Source organism: Burkholderia multivorans ATCC BAA-247 (genome assembly GCF_000959525.1).
Lineage (GTDB): Bacteria > Pseudomonadota > Gammaproteobacteria > Burkholderiales > Burkholderiaceae > Burkholderia > Burkholderia multivorans.
In genome coordinates this window covers 2,159,746-2,180,710 of record NZ_CP009832.1, presented here as the reverse complement: position 1 = coordinate 2,180,710, position 20,965 = coordinate 2,159,746, and the positions used below count along the sequence as shown (strand labels likewise).

Genomic DNA, 20,965 nt, shown 5'->3' with positions numbered 1-20,965 from the left:
GCCATGTGTGGCGTTATGGTGCGACAGAGGGTTCCTCGTTCGTATGGGCGTATCCCGTCGTCGCGATCGTGCGGCACGATGGCGAGGCGCGCGCGAGCTGCTGCATCGCGTGCCTCGCAATGTGAATTGCGATGTCGGCGGCGCAATGTGATCGCACCGGTTGTCGTGAATCGCTGCAGCGGGCGTGGCCCCTTTCGATGCGGGCCACTGCATCGCGTTGCCGGATTCGAGTCACATCGTGTAGGCGGCGACGGAGGATGCAGCGGCTGCCTCGGGCCGCTGCGAATGATCGCGCGTGCATCGCGGACAGCCGGCTCGTGTGCCGGTTCGACTTGGTTGTAGCAGTGGCGCCGACGCCGCGTATCGCGTCGTGTATCCGAAGCCGTCGTTTGGCGATCGGCGCATCGTCGCCTGGCGCGAATGGCTTGCGGACGAAGTCTCGCGGTCGCGGATGCGAGCGTCGCGTGGCGTGCATACGACGTATTGCTGCGTACGATCACGCCAAGACACGGCACGACACGTCGACAACCGCCCGCAGCACATTTGCCGCAAACGCCGCCGGCAAAAAAACGGGCCCGTTTCCGGGCCCCGAGAACGGAGAGGATCGCGCCGAGCTTCGTTCGTCGCCCGGCGCGCGGCGGCTTACTTCACCGCGCCACCCTCGAACCACGCGGCGAGCTTGGTCCGCTCGTCGTCGGTCATGTGCGTGACGTTGCCGATCGGCATCGTCTTCAGTCGCACGGCCTGCTCGTAGATGCGCTGCGCGTTCTTCGACACTTCGTCCGGCGTGTCGAACATCACGCCGGCAGGCGCACTGCCCATCAGCGTCGGCTTCGACGAGTGGCACTCGACGCAGCGCTGCTGCAGGATCGGCATGATGTCCTTGACGGCGATCTTCGGTGCGTTCGCCGCCTGCGCTTCCGGCGCGACCGGCTTCGGCATCGTCCACACCAGCGCGCCGGCCATCAGCGCGACGCCGCCGAGCGGCAGATACCACAGCTGCTGGCCGCGGTGACGCATCACGAAGAACTGGCGGATCAGCGCGCCGGCCAGCATGATCAGCACGAGCACGACCCAGTTGTACTTGTTCGCGTACGTCATCGCGTAGTGGTTCGACAGCATCGCGAACACGACCGGCAGCGTGAAGTAGGTGTTGTGCACCGAGCGCTGTTTGCCGCGCTTGCCGTAGATCGGATTCGGCTCTTCGCCCTTGAGCATCTTGTCGACCATCTTGCGCTGGCCGGGAATGATCACGAAGAACACGTTCGCCGACATGATCGTCGCGAGCATCGCGCCGACGATCAGATACGCGGCACGGCCGGCGAAGATATGGCACGCGAGGTAGGCCGCGACGACGACGTAGATGCCTACACAGATGCCGAGCACGCGATCGTTGGTGCCGAGCAGGCGGCACAGCGAGTCGTAGACGATCCAGCCGGCCATCAGGAAGCCGAGCGCGGAGGCGACGGCGACGACCGGGCCCATGTCGAGCACGCTCTTGTCGATCAGATAGGTGTTCGGCGCGAGCAGGTACAGCACGAAGAACAGCGAGAAGCCCGACATCCACGTCGTGTACGACGGCCACTTCGACCAGTGCAGGTCTTCGGGCATTTCCGGCGGCGCGACCGTGTACTTCTGCATGTTGTAGAAGCCGCCGCCGTGCACGTGCCACAGCTCGCCGAACACGCCGCGCTTGCGCTGGTTCGCGTCGGTCGGCGGTTTCAGGCTGTTGTCGAGGGCGACGAAGTAGAAGGACTCGCCGATCCACGCGATCGCTGCAATGACGTGCAGCCATCGCAGCGCGAGGTTCAGCCAGTCGGTGATGAAGCCTTCCATGAAACTCCTCCAGACTCAGATCGTTGTCTTGATGCGGGCAGCCGATGCGTGTGTCAGCTGCCGCGATAGGTGCTGTACGACCACGGCGATACGAGCAGCGGCACGTGATAGTGCGCGCCCGGATCGGCGATGCCGAAACGCAGCACGACGCGGTCGACGAAACGGGGTTCGGGCACCTTCACGCCGAGCGACGCGAAGTAGTCGCCGGCATGGAACACGAGCTCGTATTCGCCGGCGGTGAGCGCGGCGCCTTCGAGCAGCGGTTCGTCGCAGCGGCCGTCGCTATTGGTCAGCACGGTCTTGATCGCGCGGCGCGAGTCGCCGTCCAGCGCGTAGAGGTCCACCTTGAGTGCGGCGCCCGGACGACCGTTCGCCGTATCGAGTACGTGGGTAGTGAGCTTTCCCATTCGCAATTGTCCTTGTGTGAATGCGATGTTCGGCGGCGGCTCGATCCAATGACAGTGCGGCGGATCGAGGCTCCACGTCACGTGGCTACATACCCGTCGGCGAAGTTGAAGCGAGCGCCGTGCAGGCATTGTAAGAAGGTTCCTGCGGCAAATACGCGCGCGATAGCAAAGATAATGCGCCGCGCATGACCGGCTGTCGACGCCTTGCCGGCGCGGCCCGCCGCGCGCGGGTGCGGCCCGCCGCGGGGCCGCTGCGCGGCGTACCATATCGCGACCGTGAAGCCCGGTATTCGTCGTCGCGCATTGTGCGCGGCGCGCGCATCGGCGATCCTCCCGCCGTGCGCGTCGGCCGACGGCCGGCGCCGCACCCCGAAGACGGCGAGCACGCCGGGTAACCGGGCCAGGGCGTTCGAACGGACGCAGGCACCGGAGCGTGCCGCGACGCAGCGTTCGAACGGCTTTGTGAGCGCCCCCGCAAGCGGTCGGGGGTACACCGACGCGGAGAACGCATGAACCTCGAGCAGCACGCCGGCGCACGCGCGCCGCAATCCTCCCCATCCCGCCCGACCACCTTGCTGGTCAAGCACGCCGACGTGCTCGTGACCATGGACGACACGCGGCGCGAACTGCGCGACGCGGGGCTCTACATCGAAGACAACCGGATCGTCGCGGTCGGCCCGAGCGCCGAGTTGCCCGATACCGCGGACGAGGTGCTCGATCTGCGCGGCCATCTCGTGATTCCGGGGCTCGTGAACACGCACCATCACATGTATCAGAGCCTCACGCGCGCGGTGCCGGCCGCGCAGAACGCCGAGCTGTTCGGCTGGCTCACGAACCTGTACCGGATCTGGGCGAACCTGACGCCCGAGATGATCGAAGTCTCGACGCTGACCGCGATGGCCGAGCTGCTGCAGTCAGGCTGCACGACGTCGAGCGACCATCTGTATATCTATCCGAACGGCAGCCGGCTCGACGACAGCATCGCGGCCGCACAGCGAATCGGAATGCGCTTTCACGCGAGCCGCGGCGCGATGAGCGTCGGCCAGCGCGACGGCGGGCTGCCGCCGGATTCTGTCGTCGAGCGCGAGCCCGACATCCTGCGCGACGCGCAGCGGTTGATCGAGACCTATCACGACGAAGGCCGCTACGCGATGCTGCGCGTCGTGGTCGCGCCGTGTTCGCCGTTTTCGGTGAGCCGCGGCCTGATGCGCGACGCCGCCTTGCTCGCGCGCGAGTACGGCGTGTCGCTGCACACGCACCTCGCCGAGAACGTCAACGACATCGCGTACAGCCGCGAGAAGTTCGGGATGACGCCGGCCGAATACGCGGAAGATCTCGGCTGGGTCGGCCACGACGTCTGGCATGCGCACTGCGTGCAGCTGGACGACGCGGGCATCGGCCTGTTCGCGCGCACGGGCACCGGCGTCGCGCACTGTCCGTGCTCGAACATGCGGCTCGCGTCCGGCATTGCGCCGGTGAAGAAGATGCGGCTCGCGGGTGTGCCGGTCGGGCTCGGCGTCGACGGCTCGGCATCGAACGACGGCGCGCAGATGGTCGCCGAAGTGCGGCAGGCGCTGCTGCTGCAGCGGGTCGGCTTCGGCCCCGATGCGATGACCGCGCGCGAAGCGCTCGAGATCGCGACGCTCGGCGGCGCGAAGGTGCTGAACCGCGACGACATCGGCGCGCTGAAGCCGGGCATGGCCGCCGACTTCGCGGCGTTCGACCTGCGTCAGCCGCTGTTCGCGGGCGCGCTGCACGATCCGGTCGCGGCGCTCGTGTTCTGTGCGCCGTCGCAGACCGCCTATACGGTCGTGAACGGAAAGGTGGTCGTGCGTGAAGGGCGGCTCGCGACGCTCGATCTGCCGCCCGTGATCGAACGTCACAACGCGCTCGCGAAGATGCTCGTCGAAGCATCGCGCTAGCCGGCGCGGCGGCGGTCTTGGCCACCGCCGCGACCGCAGCACGACGCACGACGTGCGGCGCGTGCACGCGCGAGGTGCACGGCGTTTGGCGCGCGGCCGCTTACGGTTCGATCAGCGTGCGCGTCGCTTCGGCGACGAGGCCGCGCAGCCAGCGCACCTCGTCCGAGTAGTGGCAGCGCTCGTGCCAGAGCTGGTAGTACTGCATCGGCGGGAAATCGAGCGGCGCCGGCACGACCGACAGCGGCAGGAATTTCGCGTAGTGATCGGCGAACAGCCGCGTCGTCGTGAAGATCAGGTCCGACTTCACGAGCACGTACGGCGCGAGATTGAAGTAGGGCAGCGTGACGACGACGTGGCGCTTGAGCCGCTCGCGCGCGAGATGCACGTCGATCGCGCCGCGCTGACCGACCGAGTACGGCGTCGGCGCGAGATGCGGCGCGTTCAGGTACTGGTCGAGCGTCAGCCCGCCGCGTTTCGCGAACGGGTGCGTGTTGCTCATCAGGCAGACGATCTCGTCGACGAACAGGTTCGACAGGTGAAGCTGCTCGGGCGGCTCCGGCCAGTTGCCGACGACGATGTCGAGCTTGCCGTCCTCGAGCGCGAGTTCGTAGTCGAACGCGGGGCCGAGCGAATGGAACTCGAGCGTCGCGTTCGGCGCGGCCTGGCGGAAGCGTTCGACGACGGTCGGCACGAACAGCACGTTCAGATAGTCGGGGCAGCCGATCCGGTAGCAGCGGATCGACGTGGCCGGATCGAAGTTGTGCTGCTGGAACTTGATCCGTTCGATTTCGCGCAATGCGTTCTGGACGGGCTCGAGCAGGCGCAGCCCGTATTCGGTCGGCACCATGCCGGACTTGCCGCGCACCAGCAGCGGATCGCCGGTGATGTCGCGCAGGCGTCGCAGCGCGGCGCTGATGGCCGGCTGCGACTGATTCAGTTTGACGGCCGCGCGCGTGACGCTGCGCTCCATCAACAGGGTGTGCAAGACGCGCAAGAGGTACGTGTCGATCGCCTCGCGTTGCTGACTCATGATTTCTCCGGTTTATATGTCTGGGCTGATCGAGGGGCGTTTGGGGTATATGGTTTTTAATATGAACGAAAACCAGCGTCAAGAGATGGATACCCGCAGACGGGCGCCGTTCGGGCCGCGGCCGCGGCCGGAACGGAGGGAGAAACGGACGCGGCGCACGCCGCCGCGGGCATGCGGCGGTGAGCGTCCAGCGGTGCGGCGAAGCGCGTGTAGCGGTGTGGCGCGGTGTGGCGCGGTGTGTCGCGGGGCGCCGGTCAGTCGTCGAGACGCATGCCGACTTTCAGCGTCACCTGCCAGTGGATCACTTGGTCGCCTTCGATGTGGCCGCGCGTGTCGGTCACCTCGAACCAGTGGAGGTTGTGCAGCGTCTTGCCGGCCTTCGAGATCGCGTTGCGGATCGCGTCGTCGCACGATTGCCGCGACGAACCGGTCAGCTCGATCAACTTGTAGACGTGGTCGCTCATGATGCACTCCCTGGAATGTCGGTGACAGCGCCGGCGCAAGCCGCGCGCCCGAAGCGGCGTCGCGCGTGTCCGGCTTCTTGAGTGATAGGTATGATGGGCGGCAAGTGCAACCCTTATCGGAGACGAGGACAATCGTGGAAGTCGGATTTTGCGGACCGGGATTGATGGGCGCGCCGATGATTCGGCATCTGCTGGCGGCCGGGCATCGCGTCAGCGTGTGGAACCGGACGCGTGCGAAGGCGGAGGCGCTCGCGGCGGAAGGCGCGCAGGTCGTCGATACGCCGCGTGAACTCGCGCAGCGTGTCGAGACGGTATTCGTCTGCGTGCTCGACACGCGCGCGGTCGGCGACGTCGTATTCGGCGCCGATGGCCTGCTCGCGGGCGACGCGTCGGCCCGGCGGCTGCAGCGCATCGTCGATCATTCGAGCATTGCGCCGGCCGCGACGCGCGACTATGCGGCGCGCGCGGCTGCGCTCGGCGTCGGCTGGGTCGACGCGCCGGTGTCGGGCGGCGTGCCGGGTGCGCAGGCCGGCACGCTCGCCGTGATGGCGGGCGGCCGTGCGGCCGATCTCGATGCGGTGCGGCCGTTGATCGACACGTACGCGTCGCGCATCACGCACATGGGCGATGCCGGCGCCGGGCAGACCGCGAAGCTCTGCAATCAGGCGATCGTGACGGCCACGGTCACGGCAATCGCCGAGGCGGTCGGCCTCGCGCAGGCAAGCGGCATCGATGCGGCGCGCCTCGCCGAAGCGCTCGCCGGCGGCTGGGCCGACTCGGTGCTGCTGCAGACCTTCGTGCCGCGCATGACGTCGGGCGCGCACGCGCCGATCGGCGCGCTCGGCACGTTCCAGAAGGATGTGGATGCAATCGCCGACGCCGCGCGCGACACGGGCGCGGTGATGCCCGTATCGGCGACGGTCCAGCAGGTGTTGCGGCTCGGCGCCGCACAGGGGCTCGCCAGCGCGGACTTCGCGGCGTTCATCGACATCGTGCGCCCGCAGAACGGACGCCACGCGCGCTGACGCAGGCCGCACGCCGCGCGTTGCGCGCGCGGCGTGTGCAGACGGCCGATGGGCCGCGCGGAGGCGGCCCATCGAATCGTTGGCGGTTCAGCCGAGGGAGCGAGGTGTCGTGTCGCCGGCGTTCTGCCGGCCGAGACCGCCGCGCAGGCTCGCTTTCGTGCCTGCACCAAATTCGGGCAGGATACGTGCGCGGGCGCGGCTCGCGAAGACGAGGAAGCCGAAGCCGTTCGCTTCGTACCAGTATCCGCCGTTTTCGAGGCCGTCGAGCGGTTGCTCGAGCGCATTGGCAATCGACTCGATGCAGCGCTTGCGCAAATCGGCGATCGCCGGATACGGCGGTTGCGCGCCGCGCACGCTGCATAGCAGGACGTCGAGGCCGGGCAGCACGTGCGCGTAGAGGACGGGCTCGTCCTGCGCGCGGGCGCGGGCAATCTTGGTGTCGAGCTGCGCGAACGGCTTCGAATGGCGCAATACCGCGAGGAACGATTCCTGGCCGTCCTGTTGCGCACGTCGACGTTTTTTCGGGAAGGACATAAACACTCGCCTCAAAAACAATTGCAAGAAATGCGGCACTTTCATGCGACCCACTCCCGGCTATGTACGCCGCATGCCGATCCGTTATAGCACACGAAAATGCAGCATTCGTGCGGTACGACGATCGATGCCTCCCGTCGACCCGCTTGCCACGATCGACACAGCCAGCGTCTCGGCGCCTGTACTGTCGTTAGTCTCCATCATAGACCTGCTTTCCGCGCGCGTGCGTTCGCCTGTCACAAAAAAGTGCGATGCACCGCACGCGGTCGCCGTCGCAGGTGCGCAAGAAAAAGGCCCGCACGAGAGCGGGCCGTTCGGGTGAGCGCGACGGGCGCGATCAGCGCTGCTTCAGCGAATCGCGGATCTCGCGCAGCAGCACGATGTCTTCCGGCGTTGCGGCCGGTGCGGCTTCCGCGGGCTTGCGCAGCTTGTTGATGAATTTCACCATCAGGAAAATGATGAAGGCCAGGATGATGAAATTGATCAGCACGGTGATGAACGAACCGTAGCCGAACACCGCGACGCCCGCGGCCTGCAGATCCTTGAACGAATCCGGATTGCCCTTGAACGATGCGGGGACGGTGCCGAGCAGAACGAACTTGTTCGAGAAATCCAGACCGCCGGTCAGCACGCCGATGACCGGCATGATCAGATCCTTCACGACCGAGTCGACGATCTTCGAGAACGCGCCGCCGATGATCACGCCGACGGCGAGATCCATCACGTTGCCCTTGACGGCGAACTCCTTGAATTCCTTGATTATGCTCATGAGCGGCTTTCTCCTGGTTGGGGCGGGGGAAGGCGTGCCGGGACGCACGGCGGGGCGGGGCGTCGAATAAAGGGTCGGTGGCACACCGATGGTCGCATGATAGCGAACGCGCCCGCTTGCCGGTAGTCCATCTTGAAATGATTGACAAATCGACGGGCGGTGCGCGCGCCATCAACGAGAACGGGGCGCCATGCATGGCATGGACGCCCCGTTTGTGCAACGCCGAGCCGATCGGTTGCTGCGCTCAGGTGTTGTCGTCGCTCCAGCCGTCGTCGTTGCTGCCGAGATCGACACCGCCGCCGTTGCCGTCGCTCCAGTTCGAATCGTCGCCGCGGCCGAGATCGAAGCCCGGGTCCGCATTCTGCTGGCGGCGACGCTCGTCGTCGACGATCACGTCGCGTTCGATCACGCGATCGCGGCCGCCCGACATCGCTTCGCCGAGCAGTACGCCGGTCAGCAGGCCGCCCATGCCGCCGCCGAAACCGCCGCCTTGCTGGATCACGACGGGCGGCTGCTGTTGCGGATACGGCTGCGGCGGATACGGTTGCTGAGGGTAGGGCTGTTGCTGATACGGCTGGCCTTGCGCGCCGGTCACGCGATCGGCTTCCTGCGCGTACACGGACCCGCTGCCGTTGCCCGGTGCGGCCGGCTGCGCGGCCGGATCGGGGCGGCCTTCGACGCGCGCCTTCACGCTTGCATGACGCTGCTCGAGCTCGTCGATCCGGTACGGCGGCACCGGATTCTTGCCGTTCGACAGCGATTCGACGAGCGTGCGCGCATCGGCTTCGATCGCGTCGAGTTCGCCGGCGAGGGCGGCCGCGCCCGGCAACGTCGAGAGCTTCGCGTCGAGCTTCAGCGGCCGGATGTCGTTCAGCACGTCGGTTGCGCGCTTGAGCTGCGCGCGCCGTTCGTCGTCGGCGCGCGTGTCGCCGGCCGAGCGCGCGCGCCGCAGCGTCCAGCGCAGTACCAGCGCGATCACCGCGACGAGCAGGCCGAGACCGATCCACATCGTGGTCGACGGCCCGTGCTTGACGGCCGGTGCGGACGACGGCGCGAGCGACGATTGCAGCGAACCGGACGGCGTAGCCGACGGCACGTTGCCGGTCGTGCGCGACGCATCGGCACGAATCCGCGCTTCGGTTTGCGCGAAGCGCGACGCGTCGGTGAAGCGCAATTGCGGATCGAGCGTCTTCGCGCGCTGCAACTGCACGAGCGCGTCGGCCGCGCGGCCTTCGCGATCGAGCACCTGCGCATACAGATAGCGCGCGTGCGCGTTGTTCGGATGCGCGTCGACGACTTGCGACAACTGCGCGTCCGCGCGCTGCCAGTCGCGCTGCGCGATCGATTGCTCGACTTGCTGCAGCGACGGAACCGCGAATGCGGCGGACGACAGCAGCATCAGCGAGAGGCCGAGAGCGGCGAGAGATTTCTTCATGGTCGAACCGGGCGCGATAGGCCCGTCTCCTGACGATCGGTTCGCTGCGCGGCGCACGACACGCGCCGCGCGGCGCGCCGGTTTACTGCGCGGGCGTGTCGATCTGCTTTTTCAGCGCCGCGAGGCGATCCTCGACCGACGGGCCCTTGTTCAGGGCGGCGAGCTTGTCGTCGAGCGCCTTGCCGCTCGACGTGTCGGCCGAATTCAGCCGTGCGTCCGAGCGTGCGTTCTGCAGCGCGACCTTGTCTTCGAGCTTGCGGAAGTCTTCGGACAGGTTCTTGCCGCCAATGCCGCCGAGCGCGCTCGCGGCGACGTCCTTCGCCTGCGCGATTTCCTGCTTCGCCTGCAGGATGTTCGAGCGCGCGTTCAGATCGTTGCGGCGCTGGCGCATGTCGGCGATCTGCCCCTTCAGCTTTTCGACCGACGGTTCGAGCGTCGCGAGCTCGGCCGCGAGCGCATCGCGCTCGGCTTCCGCGTTTACCTGCGCGGCGAGCGCCTCGCGCGCGAGCGCTTCGTCGCCGGCCTGCAGTGCGCGCTTCGCGCCGTCTTCGTACTTCTTCACCTTGTCGTCGGCCGCGTCGCGCTTGCTGCGCTGCGTGGCGACCTGCGCTTCGATCTCGATCAGCGAATTCTCGGCACGGCCGATGCTGTCGTCGAGCTCCCGCACGATCTGCCGTGCGTCGCGCGACGGATCCTGTACCGAATCGGCCGCGTCGTTCAGCAGGCCCTTGATCGTGCGCGAAATAGAGTCGAAAAGCGACATGAAATCCTCCGTGGTTGAAAGGCGCCGCGCGTCGCGGCATCGCTCGCCGCGTGCCGCTGGCGACCCGTGCGAGCCGGCGGATATTACACCACCGCTTCACTTAAATACGGCTTAAACGCGCGGCTTCAAGCGCATCGTGCGCACCTGCGCCAAACCTTTCGCGACTGAAAGAAACGCGCGCATGCAGGCGTGTTCGCGTGTCCATGATAGGCCGAGGATCGCGCCGATACGCGCGGCGCGATACCGATGTGCGGGAATTTTTACAAAAAATCGCGAAGGCACGCGGGCGATTTCATTAAAATGCGCTGTCACGTCGCGGGAACGGATCGACGCATGGCGCGGTCTGTCGACGTGACTGTAGCCACGACATACCACTCCGACTCATCCGCCTGCATTTTCCGCATGCGTCCGAGGGCACCACGCAGCCCGCCATTCCGACATGCCAATCATCAAACGACCGCCTTCCTCGTCCGACCGGACCGAACCTCACTACTCGCTGCGCCGTGCGCCGTCCGGCGCCTATTACACCGATGACGACGATCGCGGCGACGACCGCCACGCCGCACGCAGTGCAGGCGGAGGCGGCCGTTCGTTCGGCGGACGCATCGCGCTGTGGTTCGTCGGACTGTTCGCGACGATCGCGATCGTCGGTGCGCTGATCGTCGGCTACGCGCTCGTCGTGATGGCGCCGCAGCTGCCGTCGCTCGACGCGCTGACCAACTATCAGCCGAAGGTGCCGCTGCGCGTCTTCACGGCCGACCACGTGCTGATCGGCGAGTTCGGCGAGGAGCGCCGCAGCCTCGTGCGCTTCCAGGACATTCCCGACGTGATGAAGAAGGCGGTGCTCGCGATCGAGGACTACCGCTTCTACGAGCACGGCGGCGTCGACTTCGTCGGCATCCTGCGTGCGGGCGTGGCCGACCTGATGCACGGCGGTGCGCGGCAGGGCGCGAGCACGATCACGATGCAGGTCGCGCGCAACTTCTTCCTGTCGAGCGAGAAGACGTACACGCGCAAGATCTACGAGATGCTGCTCGCGTACAAGATCGAGAAGGCGCTGACGAAGGACCAGATTCTCGAGCTGTACATGAACCAGATCTATCTGGGCCAGCGCGCCTACGGCTTCGCGGCCGCCGCGCGCGTGTACTTCGGCAAGGACCTGAAGGACATCACGCTCGCGGAAGCCGCGATGCTGGCGGGGCTGCCGAAGGCGCCGTCCGCGTACAACCCGGTCGTCAATCCGAAGCGCGCGAAGGTGCGTCAGGAATACATCCTGAAGCGGATGCTCGAGATCGGCTACATCACGCAGCCGCAGTACGAGCAGGCCGTGAAGGAAGAGATCCATGTGCGCACGCCGGGCAACCAGTACGCCGTGCACGGCGAATATGTCGCCGAAATGGTGCGGCAGATGATGTACCAGCAGTACAAGGATGAGACCTACACGCGTGGGCTGACCGTCACGACGACGATCAACTCGGCCGACCAGGAGGCCGCGTATCAGGCCGTGCGTCGCGGCATTCTCGACTACGAGCGCCGGCACGGCTATCGCGGGCCGGAAGGCACGATCAATCTGCCGCCGGCCGGCGACGAGCGCGACGAAGCGATCGACGACGCACTCGCCGATCACCCGGACAACGGCGACCTGCAATCGGCGGTCGTGCTGTCGGCCGCACCGAACGCGGTCGACGTGCAGTTCGTCGGCGGCGCGACGACGCGCATCGGCGCGGCCGGGCTGCGCTTCGTGTCGGGCGCGCTGAGCGCGCGCGCGAACAACACGCTGCGCATCCGGCCCGGTTCGATCGTGCGTGTGCTGAAGGACGCGAAGACCGGCTGGCAGATCGTGCAGCTGCCGCAGGTCGAAGGCGCGCTCGTCGCGATCGCGCCGCAGGACGGTGCGATCCGTTCGCTCGTCGGCGGCTTCGACTTCAACAAGAGCAAGTTCAACCACGTGACGCAGGCGTGGCGCCAGCCGGGCTCGTCGTTCAAGCCGTTCATCTATTCGGCGTCGCTCGACAAGGGGCTCGGGCCGGCGACGATCATCAACGACGCGCCGCTGTACTTCCCGCCGAGCGTGCCGGGCGGCACCGCGTGGGAACCGAAGGACGACGATCAGCCCGACGGCCCGATGACGATGCGCACCGGTCTGCAGCGCTCGAAGAACCTCGTGTCGATCCGGATTCTCGCGTCGATCGGCACACAGTACGCGCAGGAGTACGTGACGCAGCGCTTCGGGTTCGATCCGAAGAAGACGCCGCCGTATCTGCCGATGGCGCTCGGCGCCGGCCTCGTGACGCCGCTGCAGCTCGCGACCGGCTATGCGGTGTTTGCGAACGGCGGCTACAAGGTCGATCCGTATCTGATCGCCGAAGTCGACGACGCGCGCGGCCAGCCGCTGCAGAAGTCGCAGCCTGTGATCGCGGGCAGCACGGCGCCGCGCACGATCGAAGGCCGCAACGCCTACGTGATGAACAGCCTGCTGCATACGGTCGCGACGGCCGGCACCGGCGCAGGCACCAACGCGCTGGGCCGCAACGACCTGCAGGGCAAGACCGGTACGACGAACGACGCGAAGGACGGCTGGTTCGCCGGCTATCAGCAATCGCTCGTCGCGGTCGCGTGGATGGGCTTCGATCAGCCGAAGAGCCTCGGCAGCCGCGAATTCGGTGCGCAGCTCGCGCTGCCGATCTGGGTGAACTACATGCGTACCGCGCTCAACGGCGTGCCCGAGCAGCAGATGCCGATGCCGGACGGCCTGACGACGATCGACGGCGAACTGTATTACGCCGATCGCACGCCGGGCAACGGGTTCGTCGCGAGCGTCGACATCAATCCGGCGGCGAACGCGATCAGCGCGAACGATGCACTCGGCTCGGCCGGGGCGGAAGGGCTCACGCCGCCGCCGGTCACGCCGCAGGAGAAGCAGCAGATCATGGATATGTTCGAGAGCAAGTAAGCTGTGCGCTGTTCCTCATCCATGCGACGGGCGCCTTCGGGCGCCCGTTTTTTTGTTTGTTTCGGATTTTTGGGGAGCGCTGGGGGGCAATGGCGGAGTTCGGCCGGTTTCTGACATTCGACATTGCTAGCTGAATCGTTGACAATTGCCATCGGATTCTTTCAACCTGCCTGTTCCTCATGGGATAGTTGCGAGCAACGGGAGAGGACGGATGCCGACGAACAACACGGTCGCACTCATCGTAGACCCTGATTTCGGCGCTCGTATCCAAGAAGTGGCCGCGAAAGTACGACACACATGGGTTGTTGCTACTCCCGCGAATGTTGTTGTTGCCGAGCAAATCTGGAGAGCATCGCCGAACCCATCCAGGCTCAACATGGAAGGCGGCGCTACCACGTTCATTCAATATGGTGTGGATCAAGAAAGCTGGTGCGATGCAATCCTCAATGCTGTCGACGAACACCACAATTGTCACTCGTACGATCCGGGTTATTCGATCCTGGAGGTCTATGGGATAACGCTTACCGAGCGACTACGGTCCGCGCTCGTCGAGCTAGGGTTCTCGTTTTTTTCGCCCACAGATTGGGGTTTTTGTGCTCGCAAGCCGCAACCTACCTGAGAGACCCGGGCCCCAATATGCGAAACGACAAAGACCGGGCAGCTTATTGGATTGCGTTCATTCTTGAACGCTGCCAATTTCCCAATGCCAATGCGCTAGCAGCCCAATTTGCGAACGCCAAAATCGTTGAGTTTTGTGAATGCGGGTGCAACAGTTTCGCACTGTCAATGACCACCCCCGACGAGGTGCCTAGAATAGCAACTAGCGGACACGGTTACGGTCTAGTGTTTGAAGCAGACTTCCGCGATCACAGTGGCTCTGAAGGGTTGCGGTCGCTTGAAATCCTTTTGTTTGCCGATAATTCAGGCCATTTGAGTTATGTTGAAATCGACTACTGCTGCAACGGACTGCCAATCCCTGAACGCTTGAACCTCGAATCCGCGCCCTATAACGTTTTCCGCGGTGCCACGCTCATCTAAACGTAGATCGCGGCTGACCTCGATCAACGCCGATTCTGGACCGCAGGTCTGCACCCCGGCAAGGTCCGCTTTCGGCGATGATGAACGTCGCTTCCGAGTCGACAAGCGCCGCCCAAGAATTCCCCGAAGATCAGAACGACGCACAAACGGGCACGAGCGTAATACCCACCGATTCCTGCTGAAACCGTTGCGCATACGCATCGCGGATCGCATCGAGCCGCGTGCGCGTGTCCGGCGTATCGTCGGCGACGATACGCACGACGAAGCTTGCCTCCTGCGTGATCCGCCCGCTCGCGTGATCGCGCCACTGTCCGTGCGTGTCCCAATACGTAAAGCCGTCGCGAAATCGCGGTGTGATGACATCCGCGAGGAACGCCGCGCGCTCCGCATCGGTGACGGGCGCGCGTCCCGCGATGTCGCGACCGAACAGCAGATCGGCCTGCAGCGCTGCGTGCTGGCCGGGCTGCGTACATGCGCCCGCTATGCCTGCGACAGGCGAGGGCGTGCCCGCGCAACCGGCGACGAGCGCGATTGCCGCGGCGCCGATCGCGAGCCGCGCGCGTCGTCGCCACGCGGCAGCGCGCATGCGCAGCCGCGCACACCGCATCTGCCCATTTCGCGCCCAGCGCGTTTCTCGCGCGTAAAACGCTGCCCGTTCAACCACTTGCGGGCTTGTTCGGCGAGTTATCAACAGGGCTGTCAACACAAACTGGGGATAACCCTAGGTCGCTCGCGCCCGCGTCAGCGCTGCAGCTTCGCGTGCGCGAGATGCATGCCGAGCGTCGCCGGATCGGTATTCGTGCCCGACAGCAGCACGCCGACGCGCTTGCCTTGCAGCGGTTCGCGCAGCGGCCCGAGCAGCGCCGCGAGTGCAGCCGCACACGCCGGCTCGACCGCGAGCTTCAGGTTCGCGAACAGGAACAGCATCGCCGCGCGCAGCGCGTCGTCGGACACCGTGACGATCCGGTCGATATGACGACGGCACAGCTGGTAGCTGTATTCCTCGGTATGCGGGGCCATCAGCGAATCGGCGATCGTCTGCATCGCGCTCATCTTGATCGTGTGATTGGCCGCGAAGCTGCGGCTCATCGCGTCGGCGCCTTCGGGCTCGACGCCGTACACGTGCACGTGTGGATTCGCCAGACGCAGTGCGGTCGCGGCGCCCGCCGCAAGCCCGCCGCCGCCGATCGGCACGATCGCCGCGTCGAGGTCGGGTGCCTGCGTCGCCCATTCGTAGCCGAGTGTCGCGGTGCCGAGAATCGTGTGATAGCCGTTGAACGGATGGATAAAGAAGCGGCCTTCCTCGGCCTCGATCCGCCGCACGATCTCGAATGCCTGCGATGCGCTGCCCGCGAGCACGACTTCGGCGCGGTACTGCTTGCATTGCGCGATGCGCGTCGGGCTCGCGGTATGGAACATCACGACCTTCGCGCCGTGGCCGAGCCGCATCGCCGCATACGCGACGGCCGCCGCATGGTTGCCCGCCGATACGCAGGTGACGCCCGCGTTCTTGCGCGCGTCGTCGAGCGCGAGCAGGTGCGTGAACGCGCCGCGCGCCTTGAAGCTGCCGCTCACCTGCAGCAGTTCGAACTTGAAGTTCACGTGCGTGCCCTCGAGCGACGGCAGATCGGCGCGCTCGAACACGGGCGTGCGCGCGACCCACGGCGTCAGCGCGAAATGCTGCGCGGCGATTTCGTCGAGCGTCGGAATCGGCTCGCCGTCGATCGTCGTATGAACGAGGCCCTGCGGTTCAGTCGACATGGCGTGGCGTGTGGCGGAGATGAACCGGCCCGCGCACACGGGCCGGCGGGCGAGAGAGCGGTCAGTGTGCGTCGACCGACATGCTGCGGATGAACTTGCGCAGGAACTGCTCGCAGGCGGCGAGCTGCGCGAGTTCGACATATTCGTTCGGCTTGTGAGCCTGCTCGATGTTGCCGGGTCCGCACACGACGCTCGGAATGCCCGCGCGTTCGAACAGGCCCGCTTCGGTGCCGTACGCAACCTTGCGCTTGTCCTGGTCGGCCGTCAGCGCCCGTACGAGCTGCGTGATCGCGGCCTGCTCGGTCGCATCGAGCCCCGGCGCGGCCGCGATCTTCGAGAACTCGATCGCCGCGTTCGGATGCTCGCGACGCATCTGCGGCAGCAGCGTCTCGTTCGCATACGCTTCGATGCGCGCGAAGATCTGCTCGGGGTCGAGCGTCGGCAGGTTGCGGAACTCGAAGTCGAATCGGCATTCGGCCGGCACCGTGTTGATCGCGTTGCCGCCCTGGATCGTGCTCGTCTGCGCGGTCGTGAACGGCACGTCGTACAGCGTATCGAACGGGCCTTCCGCGCGGAACCGATCGGCGATGTCGCGGATATGGCAGATCAGGCGCGCCGCGTACTCGATCGCGTTCAGCCCTTTGGGCGTGAGCGACGAATGCGCCGCATGGCCGCGCACGCAGCAGCGGTATGCGTTGATGCCCTTGTGCGCAATGATCGGACGCATGCTCGTGGGCTCGCCGACGATGCAGCCCGACGGCTGCACGCCGCGCTTCACGAGATCGGCGATCATCAGCGGCGCGCCGGCGCAGCCGATCTCTTCGTCGTAGGACAGCGCGAAGTGAATCGGCTTCGCGAGCTTGGTCGCCTGCATCTCGGGCAGCAGCGCGAGCGCCGTGCCGATGAAGCCCTTCATGTCGCAGGTGCCGCGGCCGTACAGGCGATCGTCGCGCACGTCCGGCGCGAACGGATCGCTGTCCCATTGCTGGCCGTCGACGGGCACGACGTCGGTGTGCCCGGACAGCACGATGCCGCCGTTCGTCGAGCCGTCGTGCGCGGGCACGGTCGCGAACAGGTTCGCCCAGCCTTCGCGCGCATCGCGCGTGATCGTCGACGCGATGCCTTTCGCGGCGAGCGCGTCACGCACGGTCTCGATCAGCCCGAGGTTCGGCACGCGGCTCGTCGTGTCCATCGACACCAGCTGCTTGACCCAGGGCAGGCCCACGAGTGCGTGATCGCGTGAATCGGCGGCCGGTTGGGTCGTCGCGTCGAGAGTGGACATGGCAGAACTCCGTCAGATGAATGGGAAAATCATACTCAAAAACGCCCCGGCCCGCCTTCGTCGCACGCGGTGCGGTGCAGCATCGCCGCGCCGTATCGCCGCCCGCAAACGGGCCTCCGATGCGCGGACCATGCCGCACACCGTCGCCCGTCGCGCGCGGGCCGCGCGTTGCGCGTCAACGTGCGGCGCTTGCCGCGTCCTGCCGATGCCCGAGCGCGCGCAGCGTCTCCTTGATCGTCGACACGCGGATCGCGAGATCGGGCGAGCGCGTTTCGATGCGCAGCTTGTCCTGGCCCGCGAGCTTGATGTGCCGATGCTTCTGCACCATCTCGATGATCCGCATCGGATCGATCGGCGGATTCGGCACGAACTGCAGCCCGATCGCGGCTTCGCTCGCGTCGATCTTCACGATGCCGAGCGGTTTCGCGGCGAGCCGCAGCCGATGCGTTTCGACGAGCGCCTGCGCCTGCGGCGGCAGCTTGCCGAAGCGGTCGATCAGCTCTTCCTGAATGCCGTCGATCGCATCGGCGTGCTCGCAGTTCGCGAGCCGCTTGTAGAGCGACAGCCGCTCCTGCACGTCCGCGCAGTAGTCGGCCGGCAGGATCGCGGGCGCATGCAGGTTGATCTCGGTCGTCGCGGCGAGCGGCGCGGTGAGGTCGGGCTCCTTGCCGTTCTTCAGCGCCTTCACCGCATCGTTGAGCATCTCCGTATAGAGCTGGAAGCCGATCTCGTGGATCTCGCCCGACTGCTTGTCGCCAAGCACCTCGCCGGTGCCGCGGATCTCGAGATCGTGCATCGCCAGATAGAAGCCCGAACCGAGTTCCTCCATCTGCTGGATCGCCTCGAGCCGGCGCTGCGCCTGTTTGGTGAGCGCCTGCGGATCGTGGACGAGCAGGTACGCATACGCCTGGTGGTGCGAGCGGCCGACGCGGCCGCGCAGCTGGTGCAGCTGCGCGAGACCGAACTTGTCCGCGCGGTGCATGATGATCGTGTTCGCGCTCGGCACGTCGATGCCGGTTTCGATGATCGTCGTACACAGCAGCACGTTCGCACGCTGCGCGACGAAATCGCGCATCACGCGCTCGAGCTCGCGCTCGTGCATCTGGCCGTGCGCGATCACGATGCGCGCCTCGGGCACGAGTTCCTCGAGCATCGCCTTGCGGTTCTCGATCGTCTCGACCTCGTTGTGCAGGAAGTACACCTGGCCGCCGCGCTTGAGCTCGCGCAGCATCGCCTCGCGGATCACGCTTTCTTCCTCGCGGCGAACGAAGGTCTTGATCGCGAGCCGCTTCTGCGGCGCGGTCGCGATCACCGAGAAATCGCGCAGCCCTTCGAGCGCCATCCCGAGCGTGCGCGGAATCGGCGTGGCGGTCAGCGTCAGCACGTCCACTTCCGCGCGCAGCGCCTTCAGCGCTTCCTTCTGGCGCACGCCGAAGCGGTGTTCCTCGTCGATGATCACGAGGCCGAGCCGCTTGAACTGCACGTCCGACGACAGCAGCTTGTGCGTGCCGATCACGATGTCGACGCTGCCTTCGTTGATCTGCGCGATCGCCGCGTTCACTTCCTTGGTCGTCTTGAAGCGCGACAGCTCGACGATGCGCACCGGCCAGTCCGCGAAGCGATCGGCGAAGGTCTGCGTATGCTGCTCGGCGAGCAGCGTGGTCGGCGACAGCAGCGCGACCTGCTTGCCGCCCATCACCGCGATGAACGCCGCACGCAGCGCGACTTCGGTCTTGCCGAAGCCGACGTCGCCGCACACGAGGCGGTCCATCGGCTTGCCGCTCGTCATGTCGCCGATCACGGCCGCGATCGCCGCGGCCTGGTCGGGCGTCTCCTCGAAGCCGAAGCTTTCCGCGAACTTCACGTAGTCGCGCGGATCAAGCGCGAACGCATGGCCTTCGCGCGCCGCGCGGCGCGCGTAGAGGTTCAGCAGTTCGGCCGCCGTATCGCGGATCTGCTGCGCAGCCTTGCGCTTCGCGCGCTCCCACTGGCCGGAGCCGAGCGCATGCAGCGGCGCGCTGTCGGGATCGGCGCCGCTGTAGCGCGAGATCACGTGCAGTTGCGCGACGGGCACGTACAGCTTGCTTTCGCCCGCGTATTCGAGATGCAGGAATTCGGTTTCGCCTTCGCCGAGATCCATCGACACGAGGCCCATGTAGCGGCCGATCCCGTGCTGCGCATGGACGACCGGGTCGCCGACCTTCAGCTCGGACAGGTCGCGCACCATCGCGTCGACGTTGCTCGCCTGTTCCTGCCGGCGGCGGCCCGCGCGACGGCCGAGCGCGCCGTACAGCTCGGTCTCGGTGACGATCGCATAGCCTTCGCCCGGCACCGCGAAGCCGTTCGCGAGCGGCGCGACGCCGAGCGCGAAGCGCGCGTCGCTCTCGAGCCAGCCGGCGAAATGATCGTTCGACGCGGGGCGCAGACGATGTTCGGCGAGCAGCTGCAGGATCGTCTCGCGGCGGCCTGCCGACTCGACGGTCAGCAGCACGCGTTTGCCGGAAGTCTCGACGAAGGTACGCAGCGCGGCGAGCGGATCGTCGGCATGACGGTCGACGGTCAGTTCGGGCAGCGCGGTCGCCCAGCCGCCGGCCGGCTGCGCGGGCAGCACGAGACGCGCGAACGGCTTGGCGAGCGTGAAGAAATCGTCGTCCGACAGGAACAGCCGCTGCGGCTCGAGAATCGGCCGCTCGCGGTCGTGCGACAGGAACGCATAGCGCTGCCTGGTATCGGCCGTGAAGCGGCGGATCGCCGCGTCGAGATCGCCGGCAAACACGAGATGCGCGTTCTGCGGCAGATAGTGGAACAGTGTCGCGGTTTCGTCGAAGAACAGCGGCAGGTAATACTCGATGCCGGCCGACGGCACGCCGTTGCCGATGTCCTTGTAGATCGGCGCGCGGCTCGGGTCGCCTTCGAACGTCTCGCGCCAGCGGCTGCGAAACGCGGTGCGCGCGGCTTCGTCGAACGGGAATTCGCGGCCCGGCAGCAGCCGCACGTCGCGCACCGGGTAGAGACTGCGCTGCGTGTCGGGATCGAACGCGCGGATCGAGTCGACCTGATCGTCGAACAGGTCGATCCGGTACGGCAGCGGCGAGCCCATCGGGAACAGGTCGATCAGCGAGCCGCGCACGCAGTATTCGCCGGGCCGCACGACCTGGCTCACGTGTTCGTAGCCGGCGAGCGTGAGCTGCGATTTCAGCTTCGCTTCGTCGAGACGCTCGCCCTGCGCGAACGCGAACGTATAGGCGGCCATGAACGACGCGGGCGGCATCCGGTACAGCGCGGTCGTGGCCGGCACGAGCAGGATGTCGCAGCGGCCTTCGCCGAGATCGTGCAGCGTCGCGAGACGCTCCGACACGAGATCCTGGTGCGGCGAGAACGTGTCGTACGGCAGCGTTTCCCAGTCCGGCAGCAAGCGCACGCGCGCGTCCGGTGAGAAATAGCCGATTTCCTGCGAAAGACGCTGCGCGTCGACCGCGTTCGCGCAGATCACGGCGAGCAGCGGCACGTGTTCACGGTTGTCGGCGAGGTAGCGGGCGATGGCGAGCGCATCGGCGGAGCCGTGCGTGCCGTCGAAGGCGAACCGCTGGCCGGGCTTGACGCGGGCAACGGGCGAAGCGAACGGGGTGGAAGCGTTGTCTGGCATAGGGACGGCAGGGTGGCGGACGCGCGCGCATGGCAAGGCGGCGGCCGAGACGAAAGACCTATTATAAAATCCGCTTCTCGATTTCACCTTTCCGGCGTTC

18 protein-coding genes are annotated in these 20,965 nt (G+C 66.4%); 5 read left to right on the top strand and 13 right to left on the bottom strand.

Features of this window, described 5'->3' with window-relative positions; genetic code table 11:
• Positions 1 to 642: 642 nt before the first annotated feature.
• The 3 genes from NP80_RS22470 to NP80_RS30190 form a co-directional block, all read right to left on the bottom strand.
• Entirely contained in the window at positions 643 to 1,836 is a 1,194-nt protein-coding gene (locus NP80_RS22470; protein WP_006402704.1) for a urate hydroxylase PuuD, read from the bottom strand.
• A 53-nt stretch (positions 1,837 to 1,889) separates the two neighbouring features.
• Positions 1,890 to 2,243: a hydroxyisourate hydrolase gene (gene uraH / locus NP80_RS22465; RefSeq protein WP_006407665.1), complete on the bottom strand. Its 354-nt coding sequence runs from the start codon at positions 2,241 to 2,243 to the stop codon at positions 1,890 to 1,892.
• Positions 2,244 to 2,320: 77 nt separating this feature from the next.
• On the bottom strand, positions 2,321 to 2,770 hold the full coding sequence (locus NP80_RS30190; protein ID WP_172488705.1) for a hypothetical protein: 450 nt from the start codon (positions 2,768 to 2,770) through the stop codon (positions 2,321 to 2,323).
• On the opposite strand from NP80_RS30190, the gene NP80_RS22460 reads away from it, so the two are divergent.
• The gene (locus NP80_RS22460) at positions 2,753 to 4,165 is read left to right on the top strand and encodes an 8-oxoguanine deaminase (protein ID WP_006411173.1); all 1,413 of its coding nucleotides are present in this window, start codon (positions 2,753 to 2,755) and stop codon (positions 4,163 to 4,165) included. The genes NP80_RS30190 and NP80_RS22460 overlap by 18 nt on opposite strands.
• A 100-nt stretch (positions 4,166 to 4,265) precedes the next feature.
• Here NP80_RS22460 and NP80_RS22455 read toward each other — a convergent pair whose 3' ends face one another.
• Together NP80_RS22455 and NP80_RS22450 are read right to left on the bottom strand one after the other, a co-directional pair.
• Positions 4,266 to 5,195 (bottom strand): LysR substrate-binding domain-containing protein, encoded by a 930-nt coding sequence (locus NP80_RS22455; RefSeq protein WP_006402708.1) that lies wholly within the window; start codon positions 5,193 to 5,195, stop codon positions 4,266 to 4,268.
• Positions 5,196 to 5,449: 254 nt separating this feature from the next.
• Positions 5,450 to 5,659: a dodecin gene (locus tag NP80_RS22450; RefSeq protein ID WP_006402709.1), complete on the bottom strand. Its 210-nt coding sequence runs from the start codon at positions 5,657 to 5,659 to the stop codon at positions 5,450 to 5,452.
• A gap of 134 nt (positions 5,660 to 5,793) precedes the next feature.
• Here NP80_RS22450 and NP80_RS22445 point away from each other — a divergent pair, with 134 nt between their 5' ends.
• On the top strand, positions 5,794 to 6,684 hold the full coding sequence (locus tag NP80_RS22445) for an NAD(P)-dependent oxidoreductase (protein WP_006407661.1): 891 nt from the start codon (positions 5,794 to 5,796) through the stop codon (positions 6,682 to 6,684).
• Positions 6,685 to 6,771: 87 nt separating this feature from the next.
• Here the strand turns inward: NP80_RS22445 and NP80_RS22440 are convergent, their stop codons facing one another.
• From NP80_RS22440 to NP80_RS22425, 4 genes are all read right to left on the bottom strand, one after another.
• Entirely contained in the window at positions 6,772 to 7,218 is a 447-nt protein-coding gene (locus NP80_RS22440; protein WP_006402711.1) for a hypothetical protein, read from the bottom strand.
• A gap of 337 nt (positions 7,219 to 7,555) precedes the next feature.
• A complete protein-coding gene (gene mscL, locus NP80_RS22435) occupies positions 7,556 to 7,987 on the bottom strand; it encodes a large conductance mechanosensitive channel protein MscL (RefSeq protein WP_006402712.1) in 432 nt (143 codons plus the stop codon).
• Positions 7,988 to 8,231: 244 nt separating this feature from the next.
• Positions 8,232 to 9,422 (bottom strand): tetratricopeptide repeat protein, encoded by a 1,191-nt coding sequence (locus tag NP80_RS22430; RefSeq protein WP_006410239.1) that lies wholly within the window; start codon positions 9,420 to 9,422, stop codon positions 8,232 to 8,234.
• A gap of 82 nt (positions 9,423 to 9,504) precedes the next feature.
• Positions 9,505 to 10,185, bottom strand: a complete 681-nt coding sequence (locus NP80_RS22425; protein WP_006402210.1) for a PspA/IM30 family protein — start codon at positions 10,183 to 10,185, stop codon at positions 9,505 to 9,507.
• Between the two features lie 439 nt (positions 10,186 to 10,624).
• Between NP80_RS22425 and NP80_RS22420 the strand changes: the two genes are divergently transcribed.
• The 3 genes from NP80_RS22420 to NP80_RS31065 all read left to right on the top strand — a co-directional run bounded on the left by NP80_RS22420 (position 10,625) and on the right by NP80_RS31065 (position 14,176).
• Positions 10,625 to 13,138 carry a penicillin-binding protein 1A gene (locus NP80_RS22420; protein ID WP_006407655.1) on the top strand — a complete coding sequence of 838 codons (2,514 nt, stop codon included), beginning with the start codon at positions 10,625 to 10,627 and terminating at the stop codon, positions 13,136 to 13,138.
• A gap of 211 nt (positions 13,139 to 13,349) precedes the next feature.
• On the top strand, positions 13,350 to 13,757 hold the full coding sequence (locus NP80_RS31070; protein ID WP_125902815.1) for a hypothetical protein: 408 nt from the start codon (positions 13,350 to 13,352) through the stop codon (positions 13,755 to 13,757).
• 17 nt (positions 13,758 to 13,774) lie between these two features.
• Complete coding sequence (locus tag NP80_RS31065) at positions 13,775 to 14,176, top strand: hypothetical protein (RefSeq protein WP_125902814.1); 402 nt, start codon at positions 13,775 to 13,777, stop codon at positions 14,174 to 14,176.
• Positions 14,177 to 14,306: 130 nt separating this feature from the next.
• Here the strand turns inward: NP80_RS31065 and NP80_RS22415 are convergent, their stop codons facing one another.
• The 4 genes from NP80_RS22415 to mfd form a co-directional block, all read right to left on the bottom strand.
• Positions 14,307 to 14,783 carry a DUF3574 domain-containing protein gene (locus tag NP80_RS22415; RefSeq protein ID WP_006410235.1) on the bottom strand — a complete coding sequence of 159 codons (477 nt, stop codon included), beginning with the start codon at positions 14,781 to 14,783 and terminating at the stop codon, positions 14,307 to 14,309.
• A 134-nt stretch (positions 14,784 to 14,917) separates the two neighbouring features.
• Positions 14,918 to 15,937 (bottom strand): pyridoxal-phosphate dependent enzyme, encoded by a 1,020-nt coding sequence (locus NP80_RS22410; protein ID WP_006410233.1) that lies wholly within the window; start codon positions 15,935 to 15,937, stop codon positions 14,918 to 14,920.
• Positions 15,938 to 15,998: 61 nt separating this feature from the next.
• On the bottom strand, positions 15,999 to 17,219 hold the full coding sequence (argE, locus tag NP80_RS22405) for an acetylornithine deacetylase (RefSeq protein WP_006408374.1): 1,221 nt from the start codon (positions 17,217 to 17,219) through the stop codon (positions 15,999 to 16,001).
• A 175-nt stretch (positions 17,220 to 17,394) separates the two neighbouring features.
• Positions 17,395 to 20,952: a transcription-repair coupling factor gene (gene mfd / locus NP80_RS22400; protein ID WP_088923238.1), complete on the bottom strand. Its 3,558-nt coding sequence runs from the start codon at positions 20,950 to 20,952 to the stop codon at positions 17,395 to 17,397.
• Between the last annotated feature and the right edge of the window lie 13 nt (positions 20,953 to 20,965).